The organism is Parafilimonas sp. (assembly GCF_047606085.1).
Taxonomy (GTDB): domain Bacteria; phylum Bacteroidota; class Bacteroidia; order Chitinophagales; family Chitinophagaceae; genus Parafilimonas.
In genome coordinates this window covers 1-25,901 of sequence record NZ_JASGEX010000056.1, presented here as the reverse complement: position 1 = coordinate 25,901, position 25,901 = coordinate 1, and the positions used below count along the sequence as shown (strand labels likewise).

The following is a 25,901-nucleotide window of genomic DNA, read 5'->3' as shown; positions in this document are numbered from 1 at the left end:
GCGTTTTATTCGCCGAATAAAACGCTTTCCGTCAGTGTATTTTTGATGGTATTATTCTTTCACCCTTTCTACGTAGTCGCCGGTTTTGGTGTTGATGCGGATAATTTCCCCATCGTTCACAAATAAGGGCACCTGTATGGTGGCGCCCGTTTCAACGGTGGCGGCTTTTAAAGCCCGGGTAGCTGTATCGCCACGCAGGCCCGGCTCGGTATAAGTGATTTTTAAAGCAATTTTTTCCGGTAATTCGGCAGAGATGGGTTGCTCTGTTTCTGTATTAACGCTTACAAAAACCTCGCCGCCTTCCTTTAAAAACTGCGGCGCATCAATCATCCCTTCCGCCAGGGCTATCTGTTCAAAAGTTTCATTATCCATAAAGTTGTAGCCACTGTCGTCTTTATATAAAAACTGGTAAGTCTTTTTTTCAACCCTTACAGGAAAAATATTTTCACCGCTGTTCCAGGTTTTTTCAATGGTGCGGCTGTTATCTACGCCTTTCAGTTTAGCCCAAACCTTAGCGGCGGCGCGGGCTGTTTTGTTTTCTCCAAACTCAACTACGGCATACAGGCTGCCATCGAGTTTCAATATCATTCCGCGGGAAATATCTGCTGTTGTTGCCATACTTTACTTTTTAATAGGGCGGCAAAAGTATGGATTCAATTTTAAAAACAGAAACCTTGCCGGCAAAGAGGCTATACCGTTAATTTTACCGCGAAGAGCGTGAAGATATTCATACAGGTATTTTAACGCCGTAATTATTATATGAAGCAAAAACCGGTACACAAAGCCATGCAGGGCTTTTTAGACGGGCAGGTTGTTCTGATTGACAAGCCTTTGCACTGGACATCGTTTGATGCGGTGAAAAAAATAAGGATTCTCACAGGCGTCTCAAAAGTAGGCCATGCCGGCACTTTAGACCCGCTGGCAACCGGGCTGTTGATTATTTGCACTGGCAGGTTTACCAAAAAGATAAATGAATATATGGGGATGGAAAAGGAATACACCGGCACATTTACCATTGGCGCCAGAACGCCCACTTTCGATCTGGAAAGCGAACCTGCTGATTTTAAAGGCATTCATCATATTTCAGAAAGCGATTTATGGCAGGCAGCGCTGTCTTTTACCGGGGAAATATTACAAACGCCGCCCATTCATTCAGCCATAAAAAAAGATGGCAAACCTGTTTACCTGCTGGCAAGGAAAGGGGAGGAGGTAAAACTTGAACCGAGAAAAATAAATATCAGCGTATTTGATATTGTAAAAACAGCGTTCCCTGTTGTGGCATTCAGGGTGGTTTGTTCTACGGGAACGTATATAAGAAGCCTTGCCAGCGATTTTGGCAAAGCGCTTGGCACCGGCGCTTATTTAAGCAGCCTGAGAAGAACGCGTATTGGCAACTTTTTGGTGGAAGACGCTTTGTTGCCCCTGCAGCTTGAGGAAAAAATAATCAGTTTAAAAGCGGCATCAGAAGGGGAGGCCAATGCCTAACTGAACGGCATAGTTATTTCTTTTGGCGCTGATAAGTTTGCCTTCATCGTTATACTTGTCAAATTCATGGTTGCGCCAGGTGAAATGGGCAATATCAAGCCAGCCATTGTTTTCAAGGCGTGCAGGGTCTTTCAGCTTAATGCCCATATCAACCCGTATTAAAAAATAATTAAAGTCGAAGCGCAGGCCGGTGCCCACGCCTATGGCAACATCTTTGCCGAGCCTGTTTATGCTAAATTCACTTTTTGGGTTATCCGTGTCTTTTCTCACATTCCATATATTGCCGGCATCCACAAAGAATGCGCCGCCCAGGTTTAAGCTTGAATAATGTGCAATGGGGTAACGGTATTCCACATTTGCTTCCAGCTGCATATCGCCATACCTGTCTGTGAAAGTGGTGGACGTGTCGCTTAACAAAGAAGATCCCAGGCCTAACTGCCGCAGGCCCCAGGCCCGCATGCTGTTTGGCCCGCCGGCTATAAACTGTTTGTAAAACGGCAGGGTAATGCCCAGGCTTTGCGATACATGGTAATTGTACCCAATGCCTGCAAAAGCGCGGGTGGCAAGCACCGTTTTATGCATGTTGATGGTTTTCCTGTACTCTGCTTCTGCTTTTACAAATTCATAAATCCTGTCGCTTATTTTATATAACCAGGGTACGCTCAGCTCGCTTGAAAAGCGCACATAATTGGTAATATTTGTTTTGCCGGGATAGGTTATAACCAGGCTTCCCCTTGCGCTTATAACCTTGCCGGTGTTAAAGGAGTTGCGCAAAAAAGGATTTTGTTCAAAAGCCTGCACCAGCAGGGGCAAAGTGTCTAAAGCGTATAATTCGATGTTAGGAAAACGTGTTTGCCATACTTTATTTTTCTTTTTCCAGTCGTAACCATAATCGGCAACAAAAGAACGCAGGCGGAAATAATCCCTTCTGTCAGCATAAGAAGCATTGGCGCTTATAACGGTTCTGCCAAAATCGAAGCGGCCCGGCCGTTTTATTTTAAATGGAATGAAAGCCCTGGGGAAACTGTAGGTTTGACCGAGCGAGATCTGGAATGCCTGTATGAGCGAATTGGTTTGCGATTGATTAAGGCTGAGCTCAACGCCATTTACAAAGCTGGTGGACGATTGTACAGCATTGTGCCAAACATTCCTGTTACGGTAAGTAGTGTTTAATGCCAGCCCAAAAAAGTTGGAAGAAGTAAGCACATCGCCGGTATTGCGGCTTGCTTCCAGGTTATAGCTGATGTTTTGTTTCCTGTCGGGGTACAGGAAATAATATATATCAAGCGAATCGCCCCTTATAACCGTTCTTGTATCCACCTGTTTCCATGCCCCGGTTTGGTTTAGGGTATTTACCGTTTTATAAAACAGGTTATCATTATATAAACGCTCGAAATGAAGGAAGTTGAACTGCCTGAAAATCTTGGGCCTGAACAAGCCCTGCATGTAATAAACTGAGTAGTTTCTGAAATTATGTGTTTTATAAAGGGCTGTATGTTTTAAAATGGTATCAGGCAATTCCGTAATATAGGTTTCAGGAAAATAATAAATATTGCCGGTATAAAACCGCCTGAGAAAAGAAGTGTCCTGGGTTGAATTGGCTGTATCGGCCAGGCGGCGCTGCTGAATGGAAACGGTTGCGGCTGGGTTTTCCTGTTTTTTTTGCTGCGCCTGCTCTGCCAGCCGCATTTGCTCAAAAGGGTCAACGGTAAGGTTAAGTAAAGCAATATTGCCTGTGTCCACTACGGTAACAAGATTGCTGCGTTGCAGCAAATAATATCCCCTGCTCCTGTAAATATCTACCAGGCGGTCTAATTCTGCACCTAACACTTCTTTTGAATAAGGTGTTTTGCCCGGAGTTATTTTGCTGGCCTTTGATGTGATTTTTGCAATGCGCTGCAACCCTGTATTTTGAAGATCGTAGCCAAAGGAATCTATAATTACCCTTTTGCCCACATCAATGTTCATTTCTACGGTTGTACGGTACTGCGGCGGTTTACTGCCTTTACGCACTGTGTCTATATGAAATGTATCACTTATTGCCGTATTAAAATAGCCTTGTGAAAACAGGAAGCTGTTCATAAAGCTGCGCGTGGTGCTTATAAAAGATGTGTCGAATACAGGCGGTTTTTTTAAAATATAACGGTAGCCAAGCTTTTGTACCCGCCTTGCATACAGGCTGTCTGACCAATAACTTACCAGATTTTCCTGTAGCCGGGCTTCTTCATCTTTGCTTATTTTTCCATCTATATTTATTTTATTGTTATATACAAAAGGGGTATCAACCGGATAATTTTTTACTTTGACCCGGTTAATGGCAAACAGGAATTTTTCTTCTGTACAGGATTGCAACAATAAAATGAAGGATAGAAAAATTAAGGTATGTAAAATTTTTGTTCTACTCAAAATCATATTAAATGCTCAGCAGGAATGAAGTCAAATATATCCAAAGTTTAGGCCACAAAAAAAACCGCGATGCCGAAGGTTGTTTTGTGGCTGAAGGGGTAAAGATCGTTGGTGAACTAATACAGGCAGGATTTGTTACGAAAAAAATTTATGCGCTGCCGGATTGGGCCGCTGCTAATAAAAATATAGATAATATGATCGAAGTGGATGAGGCCGGTTTAAAACGCGTATCCAACCTTGAAACGCCCAATAAAGTAGTTGCTGTGGTTGAAAAAAAGAAGCTGCCGAAAAATCCCGTTTTTGAAAATAAGATTACGCTTGTGCTCGATGGCATACAGGATCCCGGGAATCTTGGCACCATTATAAGGACGGCAGACTGGTTTGGCATTGAAAGCATAATTGCATCGTTCGATACCGCAGATGTTTATAATGCCAAGGTGGTGCAGTCAACCATGGGCAGCATAGCGCGTGTAAATGTGATTTATACTGATTTGCATAAATTTTTATCTGCCAGTAAAATGCCTGTTTATGGCGCCATGCTTAACGGCGAAGATATTTCCGCCATAAAAAAAATGAATGAATGTTTTGTGGTGATAGGCAATGAAGGCAAGGGTATCAGGGAAGATATTCAATTCTTCATTCAAAAGAAAATATCCATTCCGAAAATTGGCGATGCAGAATCTCTTAATGCCGCCGTGGCAGCGGGGATTGTGCTGTACTGTTTAAGGTGTAAGGTTTAGAAAGTTTGAATGTTTACGGGTTCCAGAGTTCACGCGTTAGCGCTGCACGTGAAAATTATATTCGGCCTTATCTTAACCTGCAACCTGTGAACCTGTAAACTCGTGAACTTTTAAACTATTAAAGCCGCCCCATTTGCTTCAGGAAAGAAACATGGGAAATTACTGCCTGGTACATGCGCGGGTATTCAACATACGTAATATTATATTCACGGCAGGCCTGCTTTATTATTTTGCTGATGGCAGGATAATGAATATGTGAAATTTTGGGAAACAGATGATGCTCAATCTGGAAATTTAGTCCGCCCACAAGCCAGGAGATAACGGGGTTTTGTGTGGCAAAATTAGCCGTTGTTTTTAACTGGTGAATAGCCCATTCATCGTCCATTTTACCGGAGGCTTCATTTGGCATGGGAAAATGGGTGTGTTCCACCGTATGCGCCAACTGGAATACAATGCTTAAAATAAAGCCGGCTACCAGGGTCATTATCAAATAACCAATAATGGTATCGCCTACGCCTACCTCAGCCATGGGTATAACGATAAAAATTGAGTAGCTGATAATTTTGTACAGCCAGAAATAGAAATGGTCTTTTATGGCCATTTTCTTTAATGGCATATCTCCGATTTTGCGGGTGAAATATTTTTTATAATCGGCAAAAAATATCCAGTATATGTAGAGCCAGCAATAGAAAAACCAGAAATACCAATGCTGAAAGCGGTGAAATTTATATTTCTTTTGAGTTGATGCCATTCTTAAAAAGGGCTTTGCATCAATATCATCATCCACACCGTCAATATTTGTATAAGCATGGTGGATAATGTTATGCTTTACATTCCACATAAAATGGCTTCCGCCCAAAAATCCAAGCGTTACAGCAGCCATTTTATTCAGAACAGGGCTTTTGCTAAAACTGCCGTGAGCGCCATCGTGCATAATATTAAAACCTATGGAAGCCACGGTGCCGCCAAGCAATATGCATTCCATAACAGCCCAAAATGCTGAAGGCGTGAAAAATACAAGGTGCACGTATAAAAATATAAGCGCCGAAATTAAAATAACAGCCTTTGTCCAAAGTTTGTAATTGCCCGCAGTTGATTTGCCTGTTGATTCAAAATAGTATGTAATACGATTTTTTAATTCCGTATGGAAAGAAGGCTTTAATTGCGCAAATTTGGGAGTAACGTTCATGAGAAGAAAACGGCTTTTAAAAAATTGAGCCGCAAATGTAATAAACTTATGGGTTAAGGTTTATGCAATATTGTCATTTAACTGTAGCTTTTTATTTAAATAAATTATCGAACAGCCTGATGATGTTCCTGAAACGTGAAGCGTAGTTTGCTGAAAATATTGAGAGCAGGGCCAATATATTTTTTTTAATAACATAAGTATAATAAGGCGGTTTTTCAATTTCGACAGGATTAAATAATTCTTTAAACCGTACTAAATTATTACTGCCGCCATAGCTTATATTATAATATTCTTTGTTTTCGTTATAAAAGCAATCCTGCATGGCATAGAAATGCAGTTTGGCCGGTGGCGACTCGTTGGGATGGTAGCCGGTCACTCTTAATGCACTGGTATAATGGTAATACGATTGCCCATCCTTCACAACGAAAACTGCATTTACAAGCTTGTTATTTAAATAGGCTGTGTACCAGTCGCACAGGTTGTATTTTTTGCCTTCTTTATAAATAGCTTCATATATTTTAAAAGGCCGAAAGCCATAACCTTTGTTATCTGTAACCTCGCTAAACAGCAACCGTATATCGTTCAATGCATTTTCATCGGCTTTTTTATATATAAACCCCACTCTTTCCGATAAAACCATTTTACGGCGGCATTGCATTTTAAAACCTGCAAGCAATTCTTTTTCGGGCTTGTTGTAAATATTCAGGTTTGCTTTGTCTTTTACATGATATGGAAAATATACCTTTTCTTCAAAGTCTTTATCTGTTTGCAGCATATTTATAACGGGGGAATTATCGGCAGGCCTTATTTGCAAATATGTGTAGCCTTGTTTAACGGAAAAGTTTTTCAAACTGCTTATTAAAGGCTGCATGTCTATACCGGTTGCCAGCAAAACAGGACCGCCTTCAATAATGCCTATTTTAAGCGGGGAAATACCAATTTCAATAATGGCCGCATACGCTATATCCTGCCCGTTGGCCACGTATTTTATAAAGCGGGTTCCTGATAAGAATGAATTATACTCATTTGATGTATAGTATGGAAACTGGTTGAATACAGCGGTTACATTTTTAAGTTTTTCATTCCAGCTTATTGCTTCATTTTTTGATATGGGTGTCCAAGACATTAGATTAGTAAAATTGAAGGATGCACAATTTATTCCAATTTAGCAAACTAAAAATCAAAAAAGCCTCTAAATAGCCACAAATATGGATTAGAAACTTTTTGTTATTTCACCTAAATAAGTGAATTTGGATGCAATTTACCTCATCGGTTATGCAGGTACAGCAAATGGCTACACATTTCCAATCATATCAAACTCCTTCTCATCGTCATAAAAATTATCAATTTTGTCCAGAGACTGCAAGGCTGCATAAATTGAAAATAAAAAACTTAAATTTATTTTGCAGATTTTTTTAATACCTTATCTGGTAAGAACTTAACATTCATGCTTTATGACCTTTGCCATCTTTGTTTATTATCTTCTTTTAGCAGTTATTGCAACAGGCAGTTATTTTTACAGGCACACGTACAATAACCTTACTGAAAAGAATACCCAGCTTGAACGCAAAAATAACAGGATAGAATTAGAATCAAAAGCTTTCAGCAGCCAAATGAACCCGCACTTTATTTATAATTCATTAAGCGCTGCCCAATACCTTATAATGGTAAATGAAAATAAAAAGGCGTTTGATTACCTGTCAGACTTTTCGCTGCTGCTTAGGCAAATGTTTGAAAATGCCAGGAAACCCGAAGTATCGCTGGCTGATGAACTGACTTTTATAAAAAGGTATATAGAACTGGAACGGCTTCGGTTTAACGAAAGTTTCGACTATGCCATTAATCTTAATAATATAATAGAGCCCAAAAATATTTATATACCTACCATGATGGTGCAGCCCCTGGTTGAAAATGCGGTACGGCATGGACTGGCCCCAAAAAAGCACAATGGCGTTCTGCATATTGATTTCTATATGGATAAACTTTTAATCTGCAAGGTTGATGATAACGGCCTTGGCTTAAAACAAGACTTTCAAAGCAATCCCAATTATGAAAGGTCGGCGCTTAAAATTATTAATGAGCGCATTAAGGTAATGAATGAAACCTCAGAAATTAAAGCTTATATTGGTTTTGTAGATAAAAAAGCGAACGGAGGAGAAGGGCTTTTGGTAGAATTGGGCCTTCCCTTTCAAAATATTTAATAAGTTTTATATCCATCTTTCAAAAAATTTATTATAATTGCTGTCTATGAGAAACGTTAGAGTTGCAATTTTGGATGATGAAGTATCCAATATCGAAATACTGAAAAGTATTATCCTAAGCTGCGAAAATGTAGAAGTTGTTTGGATTGCAGACAACCTGGATGATGCTTTGGCTAATATTGAGAAAGAAAAGGTGGATGTTATCTTTATGGATATACAAATGCCGCCTTATACTTCTTTTGAGTTATTGCCAAAAATCCCCAAAATTGATTTTGAGATTGTTTTTGTTACGGCCTACCAGGAATATGCCATACGTGCCCTGAAGATGGCCGCGATGGATTATATATTAAAACCCATTAAAACTTCCGATATTGTTGCCGCCATTGAAAAGGTGAGAAACAAACAAAACAAATACGGGGAAATAACAGGGCTCATCAAAAATTATTTTACAAATTCTCCAGAGAATTTTTCAAAAATAGTGGTGCATGTTGCCGATGGCTATGATATTGTTGACATCAGCAAAATAATGTACATAGAAGCTTTGGACAGTTATTCCAAAATAAAGCTTACCGGCAATGTAAGTTATGTGGCATCGAGGTCGTTAAAAGATTTTGAAGAACTGCTTACTGAAAAAGGTTTTTACCGTGTGCATAAATCCTATCTTATTAATATAAGGCACATGATAAAAATTGTAAAAGGCGTAGGCGCATCAATTATAATGACTGATGGTGCATCTATACCCATCTCCGCCCGCAAAAAAGATGTTTTCTTCGAAGAACTAAAAGGCGTTATTTCTTTCTAAACTATTGTTTTACATACACTTCAATTGTACCGTTTGTTGGCCTTCTTGGCGCAAGAAAGCTGTCTGTTTTCCTGTAATAAACCTGCAATGAATCCCTTATTCTGAAAGGAAAGAAATTATTCAGCGAAGGAATGTATTCAAACAAAACAACATCATATTGTTTGTTTTTTATTTTGCTGCAATAATCATCGCATTGTTTATTGAACATGCAAACGCCGAGGTGGTCCCACAAGGGGTGGTTTTCACCGGTTTCCAGTTTGTAACCAAACTCATAATCCAGCGGCGTTAATTCGGTCATATTCAAAACGGCTGCATTCCTGCCTTGCAGCCCGGGCATTTTTTTCAGCCTTTGTATGCCTGCTATGGTAGATGGCGGCAGGTAGATTTTTTGAAACGATTTGAGTGAATCTATCGTAGCCCAGGTGCTTTCATCTTCATAATAACTGGAATCGAGGTTGAGCATGTATGTGTAACGGTTAATTACATTTTCAGCAGGCAATGAATCTTTTTTTTCCACAACCGGGGCAGGTGGAAAAATGCGCATGGCGATCCTGTTGATATATTGCCAGTAACCGGCCGACCACCAGAATAAAATAAGTATGGTCAATCCCAAAAAATAAGAAAAACGGTTGAAATTAATGGACGTTATCTCAGATAAGCCTGTAATAATGTAAGCCAGGGCAAAACTGTGAAAGAAAATATTATTATCAGGCGGCGTATAGCTTGTTACACCAAAAATTAATGCTTCCGCTAAAATGCCCAGCGTAAGCAGCAGGAAGATCATTTCATGCCTGTCAGAAAAAAAACTGCGGTTATTTTTTATTTTAAAGGCGACAATTACAGCAATCAATAAAAAATAAAATTTTATCCATTGCGAAGCGCCAAAAAGCTCACCCAATATATCAGCGCCCGAAATTCTCGCTGTGTGTGGCGGTTGCCCATGATTAAACCAGTAACCGAAACTGTATTGTGTAAAAGGTAAAATTACCAGTACAGCGATAATGATGTAAAGCAGAAAAAAAAGAAAAAGATCTTTCCATTTTTTTGTAATGATCGCATGGTATAAAACCAGTGCTGCGGCAATGGCGAATCCTAAAAATCCGCCGTCCTGTTTGGTGAAAAATGATGCAAAAAGAAAAAAGCAGCTTAAGAGCAAAAGTGTATATTTCTTTTTGTTTTCACTATTTAAAAAGCCCAGCAAAAAATTCAGGCCAGCCATTTGCCATATAATAACAGAATTATTGTACCAGGGCCAGAAATTGGGCAGAATATAGGAGAGGCAAAAAACAATTATCGCGGCAATTCTTGTCCCGTCAGGAAGCCGCAGTTTTTTTAAGATGCCCCTGAAAGAAAAGCAGCATATAAAATTCAGGAATACCTGCGCCTTTACCAGCGTAATAAGATAAGGGCCAAAAATTTTGAAGAAAACAGCCGGAACAACCCAGTAGCCGAAACCCATAGGCAAACCAAAATCACGGTAAGGCACCTGCCCGAGATACAGCCTGTAAGCGCCTTCCCACGAAAGAAAAATATTTACCCTGTAGGGAAAATTCATGAAAAGAGGGATGCAGCAAAAGAAGATAATGATAAATAAATCTGAATTTCTGAGCCAGTTATTTTGAGAAACAGAAAGATTGAACTTCATTTCGTTATAAAATTATAGAATCAGTTTGAATATCGTTTAACGTTAAAAATAACACGCATATAGGATAAAACGGAATATTCACTTAAAAGGAAATAAAAAATTTTCCCTCCTGTTTTAATTTAGTCCGCGATATTAAAAAATTTAATTGGTATGAATTGTATATCCAATGCCGCTGATGGGCTAAAAGCGCTTATAAAACAGCATAACAACGCTTATGCTTTAGCGGCCCTGGCCTCCAATCTCTGCCCCGATAATCCTTTTAAGATGGATATTCTGAAAAAAAGCGCTGTGCAAATTACCCGGTATGCCTGAAAATGCTGGTTATAACGTGTTCTTCAAATGCAGGGAGGAAGGTAAGAAAGCCGTGCAATAACTTTATCAAAAAAACCAACGCCGTTAATTAGATGCGAATTTTATATCCGGAGGCTGATGAGAAGAAAATATCAAACCTCCTTACCCTGAAAGGAAAAGACATAGTGATTGTAGGCATACAGCCCTGGTATTATCACGTGGGAAGCAACTGTAAAGACATTGCTTTACGGCTTGCTGAGCATAACAGGGTGTTATATATAAATAAACCTTTGAACAGAAAAACCTGGGTTTCAAAAAATAAAGATGAAGGCGTTCAACTGCATTGCAGCGTTGTGAAAGAGCATGGCAATAAGATGGAGAAGATCAGCAAAAACCTGTGGCAGTTTTTCCCGGCCTCCATTATTGAGTCTATAAACTGGCTGCCTTCAACTTCGGTTTTTAAAAAGATTAACTACATTAATAACAGGCGTTTTGCAAAAGATATAGAAGGGGCAATGAAGGAGCTCGGTTTTACGGATATAATATTGTTTAACGATAATGATATTTTCAGCGGTTATTATCTTAAAGAATTATTATCGCCGTCATTATATGTGTATTATTGCCGCGATTATTTAAGAGGCTTCGATTACTGGAAAAAGCATTGCGACGTTTTGGAGCCCGAGCTTATTGAAAAGGCTGATGTGGTGGTAACCAATTCAGAATATTATGCGGATTACTGCGGCCGTTATAACGCATCGTCTTATTACATTGGGCAGGGCTGCAATACAAAGCTTTTTAATGCTGGCGCAGATTATGAAGTGCCTGCCGATATGCAGAATATTCCGTACCCTGTTATTGGCTATACCGGCGTATTGGACCTTGAAAGGCTTGATGAAAATATTATTGCAGCTATTGCCCAAAAATATGCCAGTGCAAATATTGTTTTGGTGGGGCCGGAGCAGGATAATTTTAAAAATTCCCGTTTGCATAAGTACAGTAATATCCATTTTCTGGGAAGAAAGAATTTGCCGGAACTGCCGGCTTATGTAAATGCTTTTGACGTTTGCATTAACCCGCAGGTGAAAAATGAGATCACCAAAGGAAATTATCCTTTAAAGATTGATGAATATCTCTCTATGGGCAAGCCTGTTGTGGCAACAAGAACAGAAGCTATGCGCATGTTTGAGCCATTTACTTATCTTTCTGATTCCCCCGGCGAATTTACCGGCCTTATTGAAAAAGCGCTTACGGAAGACAGTGATAAACTAAGAACGGAACGCATAGTTTTTGCCAGTTCGCACACATGGGAAAAATCTGTTGAAAAACTAAGCGCTATTATTAATAAATACTTAAGTTAGGCACAATGGTTACATCTGGTTCAATAGAAAATAATAAATCTGTGTTACAGTATATAAGCCTGCTTCGCCCGAAGCACTGGATAAAAAATTCGTTTCTTTTTCTCCCGCTGTTCTTTTCAGGCGAAGTGTTCAATATTCAAAAATTACTGTCGTGTTTTGCCGGCCTGATGGCTTTCTCTTTTACAGCCAGCGCCATTTATATAATTAATGATTACATGGATATAGAAGCGGATAAGAAGCACCCTGTTAAGTGCGCAAGGCCATTGGCTTCGGGCGCCGTTTCTAAAAAATCGGCCATCACATTATTTGTAAGCTGTGTGGTAGCAGGCATAACAATAGCAGCGCTTGTAAAGGGCAAATTCCTTTTTGTTTTAATGCTGTATTTTGTAATGAACCTGGGTTATTCCCTCGGCCTTAAAAATATATCCATTCTTGATATTGTGCTGGTGGCCATAGGCTTTGTTTTGCGCATTAAGGCAGGCGGTGTTATTGCAGAAATAGGCATATCGCAATGGCTCATGATCATGGTGTTTTTGCTTGCCATGTTCATGGCAATTGCAAAACGCCGCGACGATGTGTTAATTAAACTTGATTCAGGGCTTGATATGCGCAAAGCCATTAAAGGGTATAACCTTGAATTTTTAAATGCCATGCTTTCTCTGTTTACCGGCATCATCATCATAGCCTATATCATGTACACCATTTCGCCTGAAGTAATGCAGCACTGGAATACATACAGGCTTTATTATACAGCTTTGTTTGTTATAGTGGGGCTGATGCGGTATTTGCAGATAACATTCATTGAAAAGGACAGTGGCTCACCAACCGATCTTTTATACAAAGACAAATTTTTACAGGCAACGCTGGTTTTATGGATAATAAGTTTTTACCTCATCATTTATTTACCAGACGTTTCAATATTTAAATAATGGCACAGAAGAACATAGCAAACTGGGGAAATTACCCGGTTATAGAAAGCAATGAGCGCAGCTTTAGTTTTGATGACCAGTTGGAGCATCTGGTAGAAGAAAGCGATCACTTTATACCACGTGGCAATGGCCGCTGCTATGGCGATGCTTCGCTGGCGGAAGAAACCATCAGCACTTTAAAATATGATAAAGTACTTTCTTTTGATACGGTGAATGGCATACTGGAATGCCAGAGCGGGCTTACCCTTGATAAGATACTGGAAATAATTGTGCCCAAAGGCTGGTTTCTGCCGGTTACGCCCGGAACGAAATTTATTACGGTTGGCGGTGCGGTAGGCAGCGATGTACATGGAAAAAATCATCATGTTGACGGTTCTTTTTCCAGCCATATTATGGAGATGCAGTTAATACTGGCTGATAGCTCAACTATTATTTGCTCCCCGGAAAAGAATGCAGACCTGTTTGAAGCCACCTGCGGCGGTATGGGCTTAACAGGTTTGGTTACGAGGGTTAAATTCAGGCTGAAAAAAATTGAAACTTCATACATTAAACAAAAACAAATAAAGGCAGAGAGCCTTGATGATATTATCCGTTTGTTTGAAGAATATAAGGATTATACTTATTCTGTAGCCTGGATAGACTGTTTAAAAAAAGGCAAACATTTTGGCAGGAGCATTCTTATACTGGGCGAACATGCAAAAGTGGAAGACCTGCCTGAAAAATTAAAATCAGACCCGTTGAAACTTCCAAAAAAAATTAAACTAAATTTCCCCTTTAATCTTCCTTCTTTCGCATTGAATCAATTTACTGTTAAAGCCTTCAACTTTTTATTTTACGGCAAAAATTTTAAGAAGGAAATTGACAATGTTGTTTCTTATGAACCTTTTTTCTATCCTTTAGATGTTATGCATAATTGGAATAGAATGTATGGCAAGCGAGGATTCGTGCAATATCAATTTGTTCTGCCGTTAAACAGTAAACAAGGATTGATAGAGATAGTTAAAAAAATTAATGAAAGAAATATGGGCTCATTCCTTACTGTATTGAAAGTATTTGGCCAGCAGGAAAGCATTATTTCTTTTCCGAAGGAAGGATATACGCTGGCGCTTGATTTTCCTGTAAGAAAAGGCTTATTTGAATTTTTAGATGAGCTTGATCAGGTGGTGTTACAATATGGTGGAAGATTGTATATGAGCAAAGATGCACGCATGAAGCCCGAAGTGCTGAAAGCCGGCTATCCGGAATTAGATACATTCAGGCAGATTGTAAATAAATATAACCCTACAAATAAGATACGATCTGTTCAATCAAAAAGGCTGGGTTTAACTGCATAAAATGCAGAGCCGTTTGTATTTTTAACCGTTCAGGTAACGTAACCAGGAATGATAGGGAAGATAACTGCAGAAGAATGCTCTGCCTTCATTAGCCGGTAAACAAAAAATTGCCCCAACAGCTTATTTAATTATGCCAACAGTTTTAATATTAGGTGCCACTTCCGATATGGCAGTAGCCATTGCACGAAAAATGGCGGAAAAAGGAAACAACATACAACTGGCAGCAAGAAATGCTAACCGTTTGCTGGCTTTACAATCCGATATTTCGGTACGCTATGCCGTAAACTGTACCATACACGAATTTGATGCAACGGATTTTGCAACGCATGCTTCATTTTACGAGTCATTAATACCAAAACCGGATGTTGCGATTTGTGTGTTTGGTTATATGAGCGATACAGTGGCGGCCGGTAAAAACTGGGAGGAGAGTTTCAAAATGATCAACAGCAATTATACAGGCGCCGTATCTGTTTTAAATATTATTGCAGAGGATTTCGCCGCGCAAAACAGCGGCGTTATTGCTGGTATAAGCTCTGTGGCAGGGGAGCGGGGCAGGCAAAGTAATTATATTTATGGCAGCGCAAAGGCTGGTTTTACGGCATATTTATCGGGATTGCGAAACCGGCTGTACAAGAATAATGTGCATGTGGTAAGTATTTTGCCGGGCTTTGTAAATACAAAAATGACCGAAGGTTTAAAATTGCCGCCTTTGCTTACTGCAGAGCCCGGAGATGTGGCTGCAGCCGTGGAAAAAGCAATAAGAAAAAAGCAGAATGTTGTTTATGTAAAATGGTTTTGGAAATGGATAATGCTGATTATAAAATCCATTCCTGAAAATATGTTTAAGAAGAAGAACTTATGACATCTGATAAACTGCAAATGAAACCGAGCATGATAATTTTTTCTCACACAGGAGGAATGTGCATAGCGAGGTTCTCCCGAAGCAAGTTCGGGACAGGCATGAGGCCATTGAAAAATCAAACTTGTACGAATGAAAACTGCCGATATAGCTTTTTTTGATTTTGACGGAACCATTACTTCAAAAGATTCCCTCGCAGAAATTTTGAAGTTCATTAAAGGAAAGTTCAGCTATTATGCAGGTATTCTTGTTTTATCTCCTGTAATTGTTGCGTATAAGATTGGCATACTTTCCAATCATACAGCGAAAGAAATTTTGCTGGCCTATTTTTTAAAGGATCTTGATGTAAAGAAATTCAATGCGCTTTGCGTGGAATTTACAGAAAAGAAACTGCCTGGCATACTCAATAAAAGTGCCCTGCTCGAAATACGAAGGCACATGCAGCAAAATACACAGGTTGTAATAATTTCTGCATCGGCAGAAAACTGGCTGGCGCCATGGTGCACAAAATATAATATTACATGCATTGCTACCCGGCTGCAGGTAAAGAACGGAAAACTTACCGGCAAAATTGAAGGCCGCAATTGTTCAGGAAAAGAAAAGGTGCGGCTTATTAAAAATAACTATGTGCTTTCTGATTATAAAAAGATTTATGCTTACGGCGATTCGCCCGATGACCTTCCCATGCTGGCCTTAGCAACAGAGAAAAATTATAAACCGTTCAGGAAATATTTCTATTAAGCCCCGAGCAGGTTATTTCTTATAGGCGCATTCATTTATCCAGTTCACTTTTTTATCTACTTCCGCATTGCCCGAATTGTTGCAGATCACGTTGCCTTTTGCATAAGAATCAACCGTGCGGTAAACCCGTATGGCATGATCGGTATTTTTGCCGATCTGATTGTTCAGTATAAAAAGTTTTGTGCTGTCAACCGGCTGGGTGGGCCTTGTATCAATCATAATGCCTGCCATGCCATTAGCCGTTTGGCCGCTTAAATAACCACTGTTATTTATGTTGTTATTTTTTATTAAGATACTGCCGCTGCCCAGGCAAAGTATGCCAAGCGCATACGTGTTGTTAATTGTATTGTTATAAACCTGGGCCTGTGTATAACCGCCAAGGCTAATGCCATTGCCCTGTACAGGGCTTAATTCAAAGCCACAATTGTTAACCTCATTGTTATATATTTCGTTCAGCATGCCCTGGCCGCATGATAATTGAATGCCGGAACGGCCCGTGCTGTCAATAATATTGTTATACACTTTTATATTGCCAAGGCGCAGTGGCTTAGGCGCTATAACTTTTCCATTGCAGGAAACTTCCCTTGCTCCATTCGGGTCGGTTGAACCAAGGTACATGCCTTCCTGGCCCATTTGTGTGATCTTATTATCGTGGATGTACATGCTATTGATAACCCAGTTAGGATATTGAAGCGAATCAACGCAACAGCCTTCCTGTTTTATCCAAAAACCATACATTTTTTTGTGAATGAAAAAATGCTGCACTTCTATATGCGCTGACCTTCCATGAATATCCACACCTACACCATTTGATGCTATGTCTTCAACTTTAAACCCGTATTTTTCTTTTTTGCAGCCGGTTCCCGTAACATTAATATAGCTGCAGTTTTCAAAAGCCATCCCGTTGCTTAAATTCACCTGCCCGTCTTCATTAATAATTGTAACGGGGCAGTCTTCTGAACCGTGCAGGTTGCCCAGTGAGAAATAGGAATAAGGATTGCCGGACGCTTTTAATACCAAAGTATCGCCGGGGGTATAGCTAAATGATTTTCCATCAAGATAAATGCCGTTGTCATCGCCTTTTTTTATATAAATCTTTTTACCGGTGCAGGCTGGTTTTTTCAGCGTGCTTCTTAACAGCGATGAATCTGTAGCCATGCCTGCAGGTTCATATTGCGCTGGCAAACTTTGTTTGGCATAAACCGGTAAAGGCTGGTTTAAACAGGCGCTATTTATAACGCAGAACATAAAAACAAAAAAGTGTTTCATAGATTTTTTTACTTCGTTTGGGTACTTAACGAAGCCGCAGCTTTCTTAGTTGGCTTCTAACCCTCGAAGGTAAATCATAATCGTTTACATGCCGTTGAATTGTTCGTAAAAATTCTTTTCCTTTTATGCTTAAAAAATTAGTGCGGTAATGATCTTTATCAATTACGGCAAGCCTGCCATATTCCCGGTAATTCTGTTTTCTTGCGCCAAACATTTTAGTGATGTTTTCCCAATCTTCTTTGGGGTCAACGCCAATTTTCTGATACAATTCCCCGCCGCCCACCGGCTGTGTATGTTCCATGGTAATGCAGTCAAACACCATAAGTTTATCTTCCGGGTAATCAAGTATCTTAGACCAGACAGAATCCACGCCCCAGCTTGATTTGTTGCCAATAAAGCTGGGCAAACATTTGGCCAGTGCTTCCGACTTAAATAAGGGAGCCATTACTTCTATCTGCCCAACAAAACGGCAAAAACTGCCGTCCTGTGTTTTAAACATCGGCCAGCTGCAATAGGAGTTTTTAGATAAACTGGCCTGGCTTATCCAGCTATCCAAAGCAGCGCTTAGCTCAAACATTTTATTTATTTGATGCGTGCCTATTTTTATATCATCATCCAGGAAATAGAAATAATCATATTGCTGCAGCCATCCGGGTTTTACTTCGGTAAGCAATTTGTAAAGCATGTGGTATTTAAAATCTTTCAGGTGAAAGAAATAATCAACATCATTATATAATCCCGGATCGTTTATTTTTTCATGATAAAAAAGCAGGCACAGGTCGAAATTTTTAATTTCTTTTTTATCGAGCCAATGCTGGTAAAACATGGTTGATTTGTTGCCGCAGGGCGCTATAACAATATTTCTCATTATGTGGAAATTGCTTTTACAACAGTAAAATAACGTTAAACAAAAAATATGACTATTTCGCCGTCAATTTAGGCTTAATTCTTATGCGATATGAGTTTTTGAACTAAGTTTGAACAGTTTTATCTGTACCATTACTTGAAAAAATTAATATCCGAAAATTGAAACGCTATTTCTCTTCGTACTGGATTCGTTCTGGTTTTTACTCTGTACTTCAACGGTTTTCGCTCACAGTTTTCGGACTGGTAAATTTTATAATTTTAACCAGGGTATTAAGTACAGCCGAAATGGGAACATGGGCTTTATTTTTAACCGTTACCTCTGTTTTTGAAGCAACCAAAAGCGGGCTTTTAAAGAATGCGCATGTGAAATATGTGAGCGGTACAGATGATTTGCGGGAAAGAATATCCGTTGCTTCGTCATCATTCATGATTAATGCACTAATAACGCTGCTGTTTATTATTTTCATTGTCTTTTTCTCAGATTGGATGAGCATAAAGCTTCATGCCGGAAAGGAACTCTCTGCAACATTATATTGGTTTATTCCCGGTTTAATATGCATGGTATTTTTTTCCCACTTCGAGGCCACTCAACAATCGCATCTTGATTTTAAAGGTGTGCTGCTTGGGTATATTGTAAGGCAGGGCCTCTTTTTTGGGTTTCTGGGTTTTCATTTTTTTATTGGCAGGCCTTTTACATTGTCCAATCTGGCAACCTATTTATCCATAAGCATCCTGGCAGGATCTGTGGTGCTTTATGTGTATAGCAAAAAATATATAAAACACTACTTCAGGCCTGATAAAGCATCTGTGAAAAAGATTTTTGGGTACGGTGGATATATTTTTGGATCGGGCGTTATGTCGAATATTTTTTCCAATGTTGACCAGGTTATGACCGCCGCGTTCATATCAAACAGTGCGGTGGCTTTTTATAGCACTGCCTCAAAAATAAATGGCCTGGTAGATATTCCTTCTTATGCTGCAGCCGATATTATTTTCCCAAAAATTTCAAAAGCATCCTCCGATAAAGACAGCGGTGATAAGGTGAAATACCTGTACGAAAGAATGGTGGGTATTTTGCTTTCTTTTACGCTGCCGGCTGCGATATTTATTATCATCTTTCCAAAATTTCTTATCACAATCATTGCAGGGGCCAAATATGTTGAGGCTGCCCCTATTTTACAGCTGTATATGATTACCGGCTTAATGCGGCCAATGCAAAACCAGGCGGCAAATCTGCTGAATTCCATTGGCAAGCCATCTTTATGCTTTGTAATTAATACCGGCTCTCTTTTTGTCAACCTTGTTATTTCTTACATCTGTTTAAAACAATTTGGTTTTTATGGCGCCGCTATCGCCACTTTAATTGCCGGCGGCATTGGCTTTATAATCTGGTATTTTGTCATGAAAAAAGAAATAGAACTAAAGCTGTCTAATATAGTAAAATATGTTTTTGCTACTTATAAAGACATATATGTAAATGCCTTAAATCTTTACCGGGAAAAAGGGTTGCAGTTCTGGCATTAACCATGAAAATAGCATTTCTCATATTAGGTCACAAAAATCCGAAGCAATTGCAAATGCTTTTACATGCTTTGCAGCATCCTGCCTTTCATTTTTATGTCCATATTGATAAAAAAGCTGATGCCGGGCCTTTCCAGTACCTGTCATCATTATTCAGTAATGTTTCATTCATTAAAAAAAGAGCTAAAATTTACTGGGCTGCATTTGGCACAATTCAGGCTACACTAAACGGGTTTAATGAAATACCGCTTGATGATTATGCTTACGTAAATGTAATCTCTGCCCAGGATTTCCCGCTGCGGCCGGCCAGTGAAATTTATGAATACATATTAAAAAGAAAAGGCACCGAGTTTATAACCTGCGAATCAATAGAAGATGAATGGCCGGTGGCGCCAAGGGTAAAAAGGTATCATTTGATCAACTGGCGCATTCCCGGCAGATACAGGCTTGGTGATCTTTTAACGTATATTTTACCGGAAAGAAAATTCCCGGTTAACCATACCATTGTAGGCCGGGCCAACTGGTTTACGCTTACTACAAAAGCCATTCAATACAGCCTTGATTTTTTAAAGAAAAACCCTGCGGTAATCCGGTATTATAAGTATTGCTGGGGAGCAGATGAATTTATATTTTCCACCATTTTATACAATTCTTCATTTAAAACCAATATTGCAGAAAACCTTGTGTATGTAAAATGGAATGCTGATAAAAATATTGCCCACCCGGAAATCCTTACCATTGATGATTTTGACGAACTGGTTAACTCTTCAAAATTATTTGCCCGGAAGTTTGACATAGAAAAAGAGCCTTCAATCTTAAAGAAACTGGAAGCGTACATTGGCGTAACTGAAGCAACTGCTGAACGGGAATGACAAACCGTTATTGAAAACAATTTAAATAGGAATAAAAATCTTCTTTTTCGCCAATAAAAACCCTCAGGATTTTTCCTTTATCATCAATTGGCTTCCGTGTTGAAATAATTGAGAAAAATATACCCCCCAACAATATTATACTTCACGCCGCATAAGAATGAGTATTGTTATTATCAAAGAACTGGAAATTGAGTGTCATTAATTTTTCAATATTGTGTTGATGAGCCTCATTGATTTTTTGGCAGATTTTAATCATTATTGTCCGGATAAAAATTATCGAATCTATTGAAACCATTTGCCAGAGCGGGTTCTGGCCCCTCTCCTTTGGAGAGGGGTTGGGGTGAGGTCAAACATTGAAATACAAGATTTTAAATTATTTAGTCGGACAATAATTGATTTTAATAAATCATGACCTTAACCCGGGAACGTTTAACATAAACCAAGTATATAGCTGGTATAGCTTTGCGAACGGACATGGTTTGAAGTTATGGGAAATGATAGGCTTTGTGCTTCGTAGGCTGCAATATCCCTGCCTGCGCTTATTGCTTTTGAGAAGACATTGCGGGGAAGGAATCTATGGTACTTTGTTTTATAGTTAATCAAAGAAGGGCGAGAGGTAACTACCCGTAATGTGAGGTAGAAAACAAAGCCGGTGTGCCGGTTTTAAAAAATTACCGGTAATCAATGTAAGTATTATGATGATCACTGTTTATTTTTAAGGCTTTCAAATAAAATAAACTGCATAGCCACATGAAGAAATTCTTTGTATTTACCACACTTGCGCTGACTGTTATTGCCTATTATTCATGCAGCAATAAAAGAAGTGAAAAACCGCGTGTGCTTATTTTCAGCTTAACAAAAGCGTTTCACCACGACGCGATAGCGGATGGCATCGGCGCTGTTCAGAAACTTGGGCAGGAAAATAATTTTGATGTGGACACGACTACAAACCCTGAAATGTTTACAGACAGTACGCTGCAAAAATATTCAGCCGTTATATTTTTAAGCACCACCGGCGATGTGCTTAATTACAGGCAGGAAGCCGCTTTTGAGCGGTACATACAGGCCGGCGGCGGTTATGTGGGCGTGCATGCCGCTGCTGATACGGAGTATGACTGGGGCTGGTATGGAAGGCTTGTTGGCGGGTATTTCTACGACCACCCGGGCATTCATGATACGGCGCGCAATGTGCAGGAAGGCATGCTGGAAGTGGTTGACCAAACCAATAATGCTACCAAACATTTGCCCAAACAATGGAAACGCACCGATGAATTTTACAGCTTTAAGAAATTCGACTCTGCCAGGGTGCATGTATTAATAACGATTGATGAAAATACCTATCATGGCGGCAGGCGCATGGGTTATCATCCTATGACCTGGTTTCATGAATATGATGGCGGCCGCGCATTTTATACAGCGCTCGGCCATACAAAGGAATCTTACACAGAACCTGAATTTTTAAAATTATTATTAGGTGGTATTCAATATGCAATAGGAGATAACCTTGAATTAAATTATAGTAAGGCAAAAACGCAGATGCCGCCGGATGCAGACCGTTTTGTAAAAACACAATTGGTACAGGGTAAATTTTTTGAGCCTACGGAAATGACTATTCTTCCCAATTTTGATATACTGATCGCCCAGCGCCGCGGCGAATTAAAGATTTATAAAAACGATACAAAAAAAGTAAAGCAGGTTGGTTATCTGAATGTTTACTGGCATACCAATACGCCCGGCGTAAATGCGGAGGAAGGCTTTATGGGCCTGGCCAAAGACCCCGGCTATGCAAAGAACAACCGGATATATATTTATTACAGCCCTGTTGACAGTTCCGTAAACCGGCTTTCCCGGTTTACGTTTAAAAATGATACACTGGATATGGCTTCAGAAAAAGTGATTCTTGAAGTGCATGCGCAGCGGGAAATATGCTGCCATACCGGCGGTTCCATTGCATTTGGGCCAGATGGCTTATTATATCTCTCTACCGGTGATAACTCCACGCCTTTTAATGAGCCGGGCGTGAAATATGTTTCCAACAGTTTTGCACCGTTGAATGATATTCCGGGCCACCAGCAATACGATGCCCGCCGGTCGGCAGGCAATACGAACGATTTGCGCGGCAAGATTTTGCGCATACGGGTGAAAGATGACGGCACGTATGAAATTCCTGATGGCAATCTTTTTCCCAAAGGCGAAGACAGCACCCGCCCTGAAGTTTATGTGATGGGCGACAGAAACCCTTACCGCATTTCTGTTGACCAGAAAAACAGTAATTTATATTGGGGCGAAGTAGGCCCTGATGCCAATAACGATAGCCTTGATACAAGAGGGCCGCGTGGTTATGATGAGGTGAACCAGGCGCGTAAAGCCGGTTTTTTTGGATGGCCTTTGTTTGTAGGCAATAATTACGCTTATCACGATTATGATTATGCCACCGGCAAAAGCGGCCCGGCATTCGATCCGGCACACCCGGTAAATACATCCCGCAATAATACCGGCTTAAAAAACCTGCCCCCGGCGCAGCCTGCATTCATCTGGTATCCTTATGCCGCATCGCCCGATTTTCCACAGGTGGGCACAGGGGGCAGAAATGCTATGGCAGGCCCGGTTTACTATACCGATATGTTTCCCAAAGAAACAAGGCTGCCTGATTATTATAACGGCAAGCTGCTGATATACGACTGGATGCGTGGCTGGATAAAAGCCGTAACCCTGCAGCCCAATGGTGATTTTGACAAGATGGAACCTTTCTTTGAAAATATACAGATGAGCAATTGCATTGATATGGAAGTGGGGCCTGACGGAAGGATTTACCTGCTGGAATATGGCACAGGCTGGTTTCAGGAAAACCCCGATGCAGGCCTGGCGAGAATAGATTATATAGCCGGCAACCGGGCGCCAAAGATTATTTCAGTTAAGGTAGATAAAGCTACGGGGGCGCTTCCGTTCAGCGGCATAGCCACAGTTGATGCAAAAGACCCGGAGCATGATAAGATCACCTATTACTGGCATCCGGGCAACGGCACAGTGAAAGAAACCAAAGAGCCCAGGCTTGATTTCAGTTATACCATTCCCGGCGATTACAAGCTTACGGTTACGGTAAAAGACCCTTCCGGTGATTCATCTGTAAGCGAACCGGTGGCTTTGTATGCAGGCAATGAAACACCGGCTGTGAACGTTCAGCTCAACAGCTCCAACAAATCATTCTACATACCCGGAAAGCCTGTTGGTTATTCGGTAACGGTTGCCGATCCAAAAGATACTTCCAAAATTGACCCGGCCAATCTTTTTGTTTCGGTAGATTATATGGAAAACTACGGCAAAGAGAAATTTGTTAGCGGTACAGAGCTCGAAACGGCTTCCATAACCGGCAAAATACTCACCCAGACACTTGATTGTAAAAGCTGCCATAAAGAGAATGAAAAATCCATCGGGCCATCATTTATACAGGTATCGCAGAAGTATGCAAAAGACCCTAAAGCAGTTGCCTACCTTTCGCACAAGATTGTTAATGGTGGCGGCGGCGTGTGGGGCGAAACGGTAATGGCGGCGCATCCCAATCTTCCTGAAAGCGATGTACAGCAAATGGTAAGCTGGATATTATCGCTCTCCGGCGAGCATACCGGCAAAAAATCATTGCCGGCCAGTGGCACTATTGTACCGCCGGCCAATGCAAAACTAGGCGCCGCTATGGTGCTGTCGGCAAGCTATACCGATAAAGGCGGCAATAACATAAAGGCTTTAACCGGCAAGGGCACAGCCATATTGGGCAGCAATACAGTTACATTTAAAGGCACCGAGAAAAAAGAAGGCTATGCAAGCTTTAATTTAAACGGCACTAATTATATGGTGGTACCCAAACAGCAGGCATGGTTTGCTTTGGATAGCATTGATCTTACCGGCTTACATACGGCTGCCCTGATGCTTGGCTGGCAGCTTCCCCCAAAATATGGTTTTGATTTTGAAGCGAGGTTAGATGCGCCGGATGGAAAATTACTGGGCAAAAGCAGCCTGGCGCCACCGGTGGGCAAACAGAACAGCGCTATGGTGAATATACAATTATGGCCCGTAACAGATGCAAAATACCATACGGTTTATTTTGTATCAAAAGCGGCGAACGACAAGGAAACAGCGCAGGCCGGCGTTGGCTTTGTGCAGTTCAGGTAGGGGGCTGGTTACTGGTTACTGGTTGCAGGTGTTGTAAGTAATGAACGATGGTTTGTTGTGCATGGTGACAGAGCAGCGCCCACGACCCGGGTTAAACCTGAAACAGGCAATACATCATGCTTTGCTCCGGCGGCGGGCATATATATAGTTTATGCCCAATACCACTATCAAAATAACAAGGCCGAAAAATTCACGGGTTTCTTCAATCCAGGGTTTTTCGGCCTTCATTGTTGCGGCAATGTCTTCTGCATGGTGTTTGGTTACCCAGTCAATCAGGCCGTTTGCATCAAATACTTTATAAACCGCATAGCCCAGGTAAACGATAATACCGATAATATAAGCAGACGGATAAAATTTATTCCTGAATGCCAGCCAGCATAGGACAGCGGCATATAAGTAAATGGCAATCCATTTAATGGCATCAGGGTCGTTGTACTGCAGGGCGGCAAACAAAATAAATATTATGCACCAGGTGATATTGAATACTTTCATAGCTGCAAAATAATGATTGTCAATTAATGTATTGCCTGAGAAAAGGCTAATTAATAATTTGAGGTGCCGGATCGTTTTATTTTAGCCCGAAGGGCTGGAATGTAAATAACCCTCCGCGTTGCGGAGGGAATACAGGGGCGGGCCAAGACATTCAACCCCGCAACGCGGGGTTGAATGTCTTGAAAACTAATGTAAATTACAGGTTTAAATAGCAAGCTTTTATAACCAATGAAAATCAAGCACTATGAGCTACCGTCAGATTTTTTACCAGATCGTTTTCGGCACGAAGCATCGCAAAATGACAATTGCGGAAGAAAATTGCGAAGAGCTTTACAAATACATTTGGGGAATTATAAAGAATAAAAAATGTAAACTTTACCGCATTAACGGAACAGAAGACCACATTCATATTTTTTCAGACCTTCACCCATCAACATCACTCGCTGACTATATTAAGCAATGGCTGGATGAAAAGCAGCGGTTTATTTCCGGGTTTTAAAGGATGGCAGGATAGTTATGGCGCTTTCACCTATTCGATAAAAGAAAAAGATGTCATTATCAATTATATCAAAAACCAAAAGCAGCACCATCAAAAAGAAACATTCTATGATGAATTCAGGAGATTGCTTATAGAGAATGGTGTTGAGTTTAATGAAAGATACCTGCTTTAATCTGCTTCATTCAACCCCGCAGGCGGGGTTGCCTCGCTCATATATGCCTTTTACCCTGAGTT

23 protein-coding genes are annotated in these 25,901 nt (G+C 40.4%); 15 read left to right on the top strand and 8 right to left on the bottom strand.

What is annotated here, in order from left to right:
• Positions 1-51: 51 nt before the first annotated feature.
• Entirely contained in the window at positions 52-618 is a 567-nt protein-coding gene (gene efp / locus QM629_RS04770; protein WP_415157729.1) for an elongation factor P, read from the bottom strand.
• Positions 619-759: 141 nt separating this feature from the next.
• Here efp and truB point away from each other — a divergent pair, with 141 nt between their 5' ends.
• Positions 760-1,485, top strand: a complete 726-nt coding sequence (truB, locus tag QM629_RS04765) for a tRNA pseudouridine(55) synthase TruB (RefSeq protein ID WP_415157727.1) — start codon at positions 760-762, stop codon at positions 1,483-1,485.
• Here truB and QM629_RS04760 read toward each other — a convergent pair.
• Positions 1,462-3,891, bottom strand: a complete 2,430-nt coding sequence (locus tag QM629_RS04760; RefSeq protein WP_415157725.1) for a BamA/TamA family outer membrane protein — start codon at positions 3,889-3,891, stop codon at positions 1,462-1,464. The two genes, truB and QM629_RS04760, sit on opposite strands and share 24 nt — an antisense overlap.
• 11 nt (positions 3,892-3,902) lie before the next feature.
• On the opposite strand from QM629_RS04760, the gene QM629_RS04755 reads away from it, so the two are divergent.
• A complete protein-coding gene (locus tag QM629_RS04755; protein WP_415157723.1) occupies positions 3,903-4,631 on the top strand; it encodes an RNA methyltransferase in 729 nt (242 codons plus the stop codon).
• A gap of 118 nt (positions 4,632-4,749) precedes the next feature.
• On the opposite strand, the gene QM629_RS04750 is transcribed toward QM629_RS04755, so the two are convergent.
• A complete protein-coding gene (locus QM629_RS04750) occupies positions 4,750-5,820 on the bottom strand; it encodes a fatty acid desaturase family protein (protein ID WP_415157721.1) in 1,071 nt (356 codons plus the stop codon).
• Positions 5,821-5,911: 91 nt separating this feature from the next.
• Positions 5,912-6,946 carry a hypothetical protein gene (locus QM629_RS04745; protein ID WP_415157719.1) on the bottom strand — a complete coding sequence of 345 codons (1,035 nt, stop codon included), beginning with the start codon at positions 6,944-6,946 and terminating at the stop codon, positions 5,912-5,914.
• Positions 6,947-7,274: 328 nt separating this feature from the next.
• Here QM629_RS04745 and QM629_RS04740 point away from each other — a divergent pair, with 328 nt between their 5' ends.
• Together QM629_RS04740 and QM629_RS04735 are read left to right on the top strand one after the other, a co-directional pair.
• Positions 7,275-8,021 (top strand): sensor histidine kinase, encoded by a 747-nt coding sequence (locus tag QM629_RS04740; protein WP_415157717.1) that lies wholly within the window; start codon positions 7,275-7,277, stop codon positions 8,019-8,021.
• Positions 8,022-8,067: 46 nt separating this feature from the next.
• Positions 8,068-8,823: a LytR/AlgR family response regulator transcription factor gene (locus tag QM629_RS04735; protein WP_415157715.1), complete on the top strand. Its 756-nt coding sequence runs from the start codon at positions 8,068-8,070 to the stop codon at positions 8,821-8,823.
• Between the two features lies 1 nt (position 8,824).
• On the opposite strand, the gene QM629_RS04730 is transcribed toward QM629_RS04735, so the two are convergent.
• Entirely contained in the window at positions 8,825-10,378 is a 1,554-nt protein-coding gene (locus QM629_RS04730) for a hypothetical protein (RefSeq protein ID WP_415157713.1), read from the bottom strand.
• Positions 10,379-10,618: 240 nt separating this feature from the next.
• Here QM629_RS04730 and QM629_RS04725 point away from each other — a divergent pair, with 240 nt between their 5' ends.
• From QM629_RS04725 to QM629_RS04700, 6 genes are all read left to right on the top strand, one after another.
• Complete coding sequence (locus tag QM629_RS04725; protein ID WP_415157711.1) at positions 10,619-10,780, top strand: hypothetical protein; 162 nt, start codon at positions 10,619-10,621, stop codon at positions 10,778-10,780.
• Between the two features lie 92 nt (positions 10,781-10,872).
• Positions 10,873-12,117, top strand: coding sequence for a glycosyltransferase (locus QM629_RS04720; RefSeq protein ID WP_415157709.1), 1,245 nt, complete (start codon positions 10,873-10,875; stop codon positions 12,115-12,117).
• 5 nt (positions 12,118-12,122) lie between these two features.
• Positions 12,123-13,046, top strand: coding sequence for a UbiA prenyltransferase family protein (locus QM629_RS04715; protein ID WP_415157707.1), 924 nt, complete (start codon positions 12,123-12,125; stop codon positions 13,044-13,046).
• Positions 13,046-14,380, top strand: coding sequence for an FAD-binding protein (locus QM629_RS04710; protein WP_415157705.1), 1,335 nt, complete (start codon positions 13,046-13,048; stop codon positions 14,378-14,380). Before QM629_RS04715 ends, QM629_RS04710 begins: the two co-directional genes overlap by 1 nt.
• A 130-nt stretch (positions 14,381-14,510) precedes the next feature.
• Positions 14,511-15,242: an SDR family oxidoreductase gene (locus QM629_RS04705; protein WP_415157703.1), complete on the top strand. Its 732-nt coding sequence runs from the start codon at positions 14,511-14,513 to the stop codon at positions 15,240-15,242.
• Between the two features lie 129 nt (positions 15,243-15,371).
• On the top strand, positions 15,372-15,980 hold the full coding sequence (locus QM629_RS04700; protein ID WP_415157701.1) for an HAD-IB family hydrolase: 609 nt from the start codon (positions 15,372-15,374) through the stop codon (positions 15,978-15,980).
• 12 nt (positions 15,981-15,992) lie between these two features.
• Here QM629_RS04700 and QM629_RS04695 read toward each other — a convergent pair whose 3' ends face one another.
• Together QM629_RS04695 and QM629_RS04690 are read right to left on the bottom strand one after the other, a co-directional pair.
• Positions 15,993-17,249: a right-handed parallel beta-helix repeat-containing protein gene (locus tag QM629_RS04695; protein ID WP_415157699.1), complete on the bottom strand. Its 1,257-nt coding sequence runs from the start codon at positions 17,247-17,249 to the stop codon at positions 15,993-15,995.
• A 25-nt stretch (positions 17,250-17,274) separates the two neighbouring features.
• Positions 17,275-18,117 carry a hypothetical protein gene (locus QM629_RS04690; RefSeq protein ID WP_415157697.1) on the bottom strand — a complete coding sequence of 281 codons (843 nt, stop codon included), beginning with the start codon at positions 18,115-18,117 and terminating at the stop codon, positions 17,275-17,277.
• A 158-nt stretch (positions 18,118-18,275) separates the two neighbouring features.
• Here QM629_RS04690 and QM629_RS04685 point away from each other — a divergent pair, with 158 nt between their 5' ends.
• The 3 genes from QM629_RS04685 to QM629_RS04675 all read left to right on the top strand — a co-directional run bounded on the left by QM629_RS04685 (position 18,276) and on the right by QM629_RS04675 (position 24,676).
• Positions 18,276-19,640 carry a flippase gene (locus QM629_RS04685; RefSeq protein ID WP_415157695.1) on the top strand — a complete coding sequence of 455 codons (1,365 nt, stop codon included), beginning with the start codon at positions 18,276-18,278 and terminating at the stop codon, positions 19,638-19,640.
• Between the two features lie 2 nt (positions 19,641-19,642).
• On the top strand, positions 19,643-20,509 hold the full coding sequence (locus QM629_RS04680) for a beta-1,6-N-acetylglucosaminyltransferase (RefSeq protein ID WP_415157693.1): 867 nt from the start codon (positions 19,643-19,645) through the stop codon (positions 20,507-20,509).
• 750 nt (positions 20,510-21,259) lie between these two features.
• On the top strand, positions 21,260-24,676 hold the full coding sequence (locus tag QM629_RS04675) for a ThuA domain-containing protein (protein WP_415157691.1): 3,417 nt from the start codon (positions 21,260-21,262) through the stop codon (positions 24,674-24,676).
• 114 nt (positions 24,677-24,790) lie between these two features.
• Here QM629_RS04675 and QM629_RS04670 read toward each other — a convergent pair whose 3' ends face one another.
• Entirely contained in the window at positions 24,791-25,168 is a 378-nt protein-coding gene (locus QM629_RS04670; protein WP_415157689.1) for a transmembrane 220 family protein, read from the bottom strand.
• Positions 25,169-25,412: 244 nt separating this feature from the next.
• On the opposite strand from QM629_RS04670, the gene QM629_RS04665 reads away from it, so the two are divergent.
• Positions 25,413-25,667: a transposase gene (locus QM629_RS04665; protein WP_415157687.1), complete on the top strand. Its 255-nt coding sequence runs from the start codon at positions 25,413-25,415 to the stop codon at positions 25,665-25,667.
• Positions 25,636-25,839: a hypothetical protein gene (locus QM629_RS04660; RefSeq protein ID WP_415157685.1), complete on the top strand. Its 204-nt coding sequence runs from the start codon at positions 25,636-25,638 to the stop codon at positions 25,837-25,839. The genes QM629_RS04665 and QM629_RS04660 overlap by 32 nt, the downstream gene beginning before the upstream one ends.
• Positions 25,840-25,901: the final 62 nt, after the last annotated feature.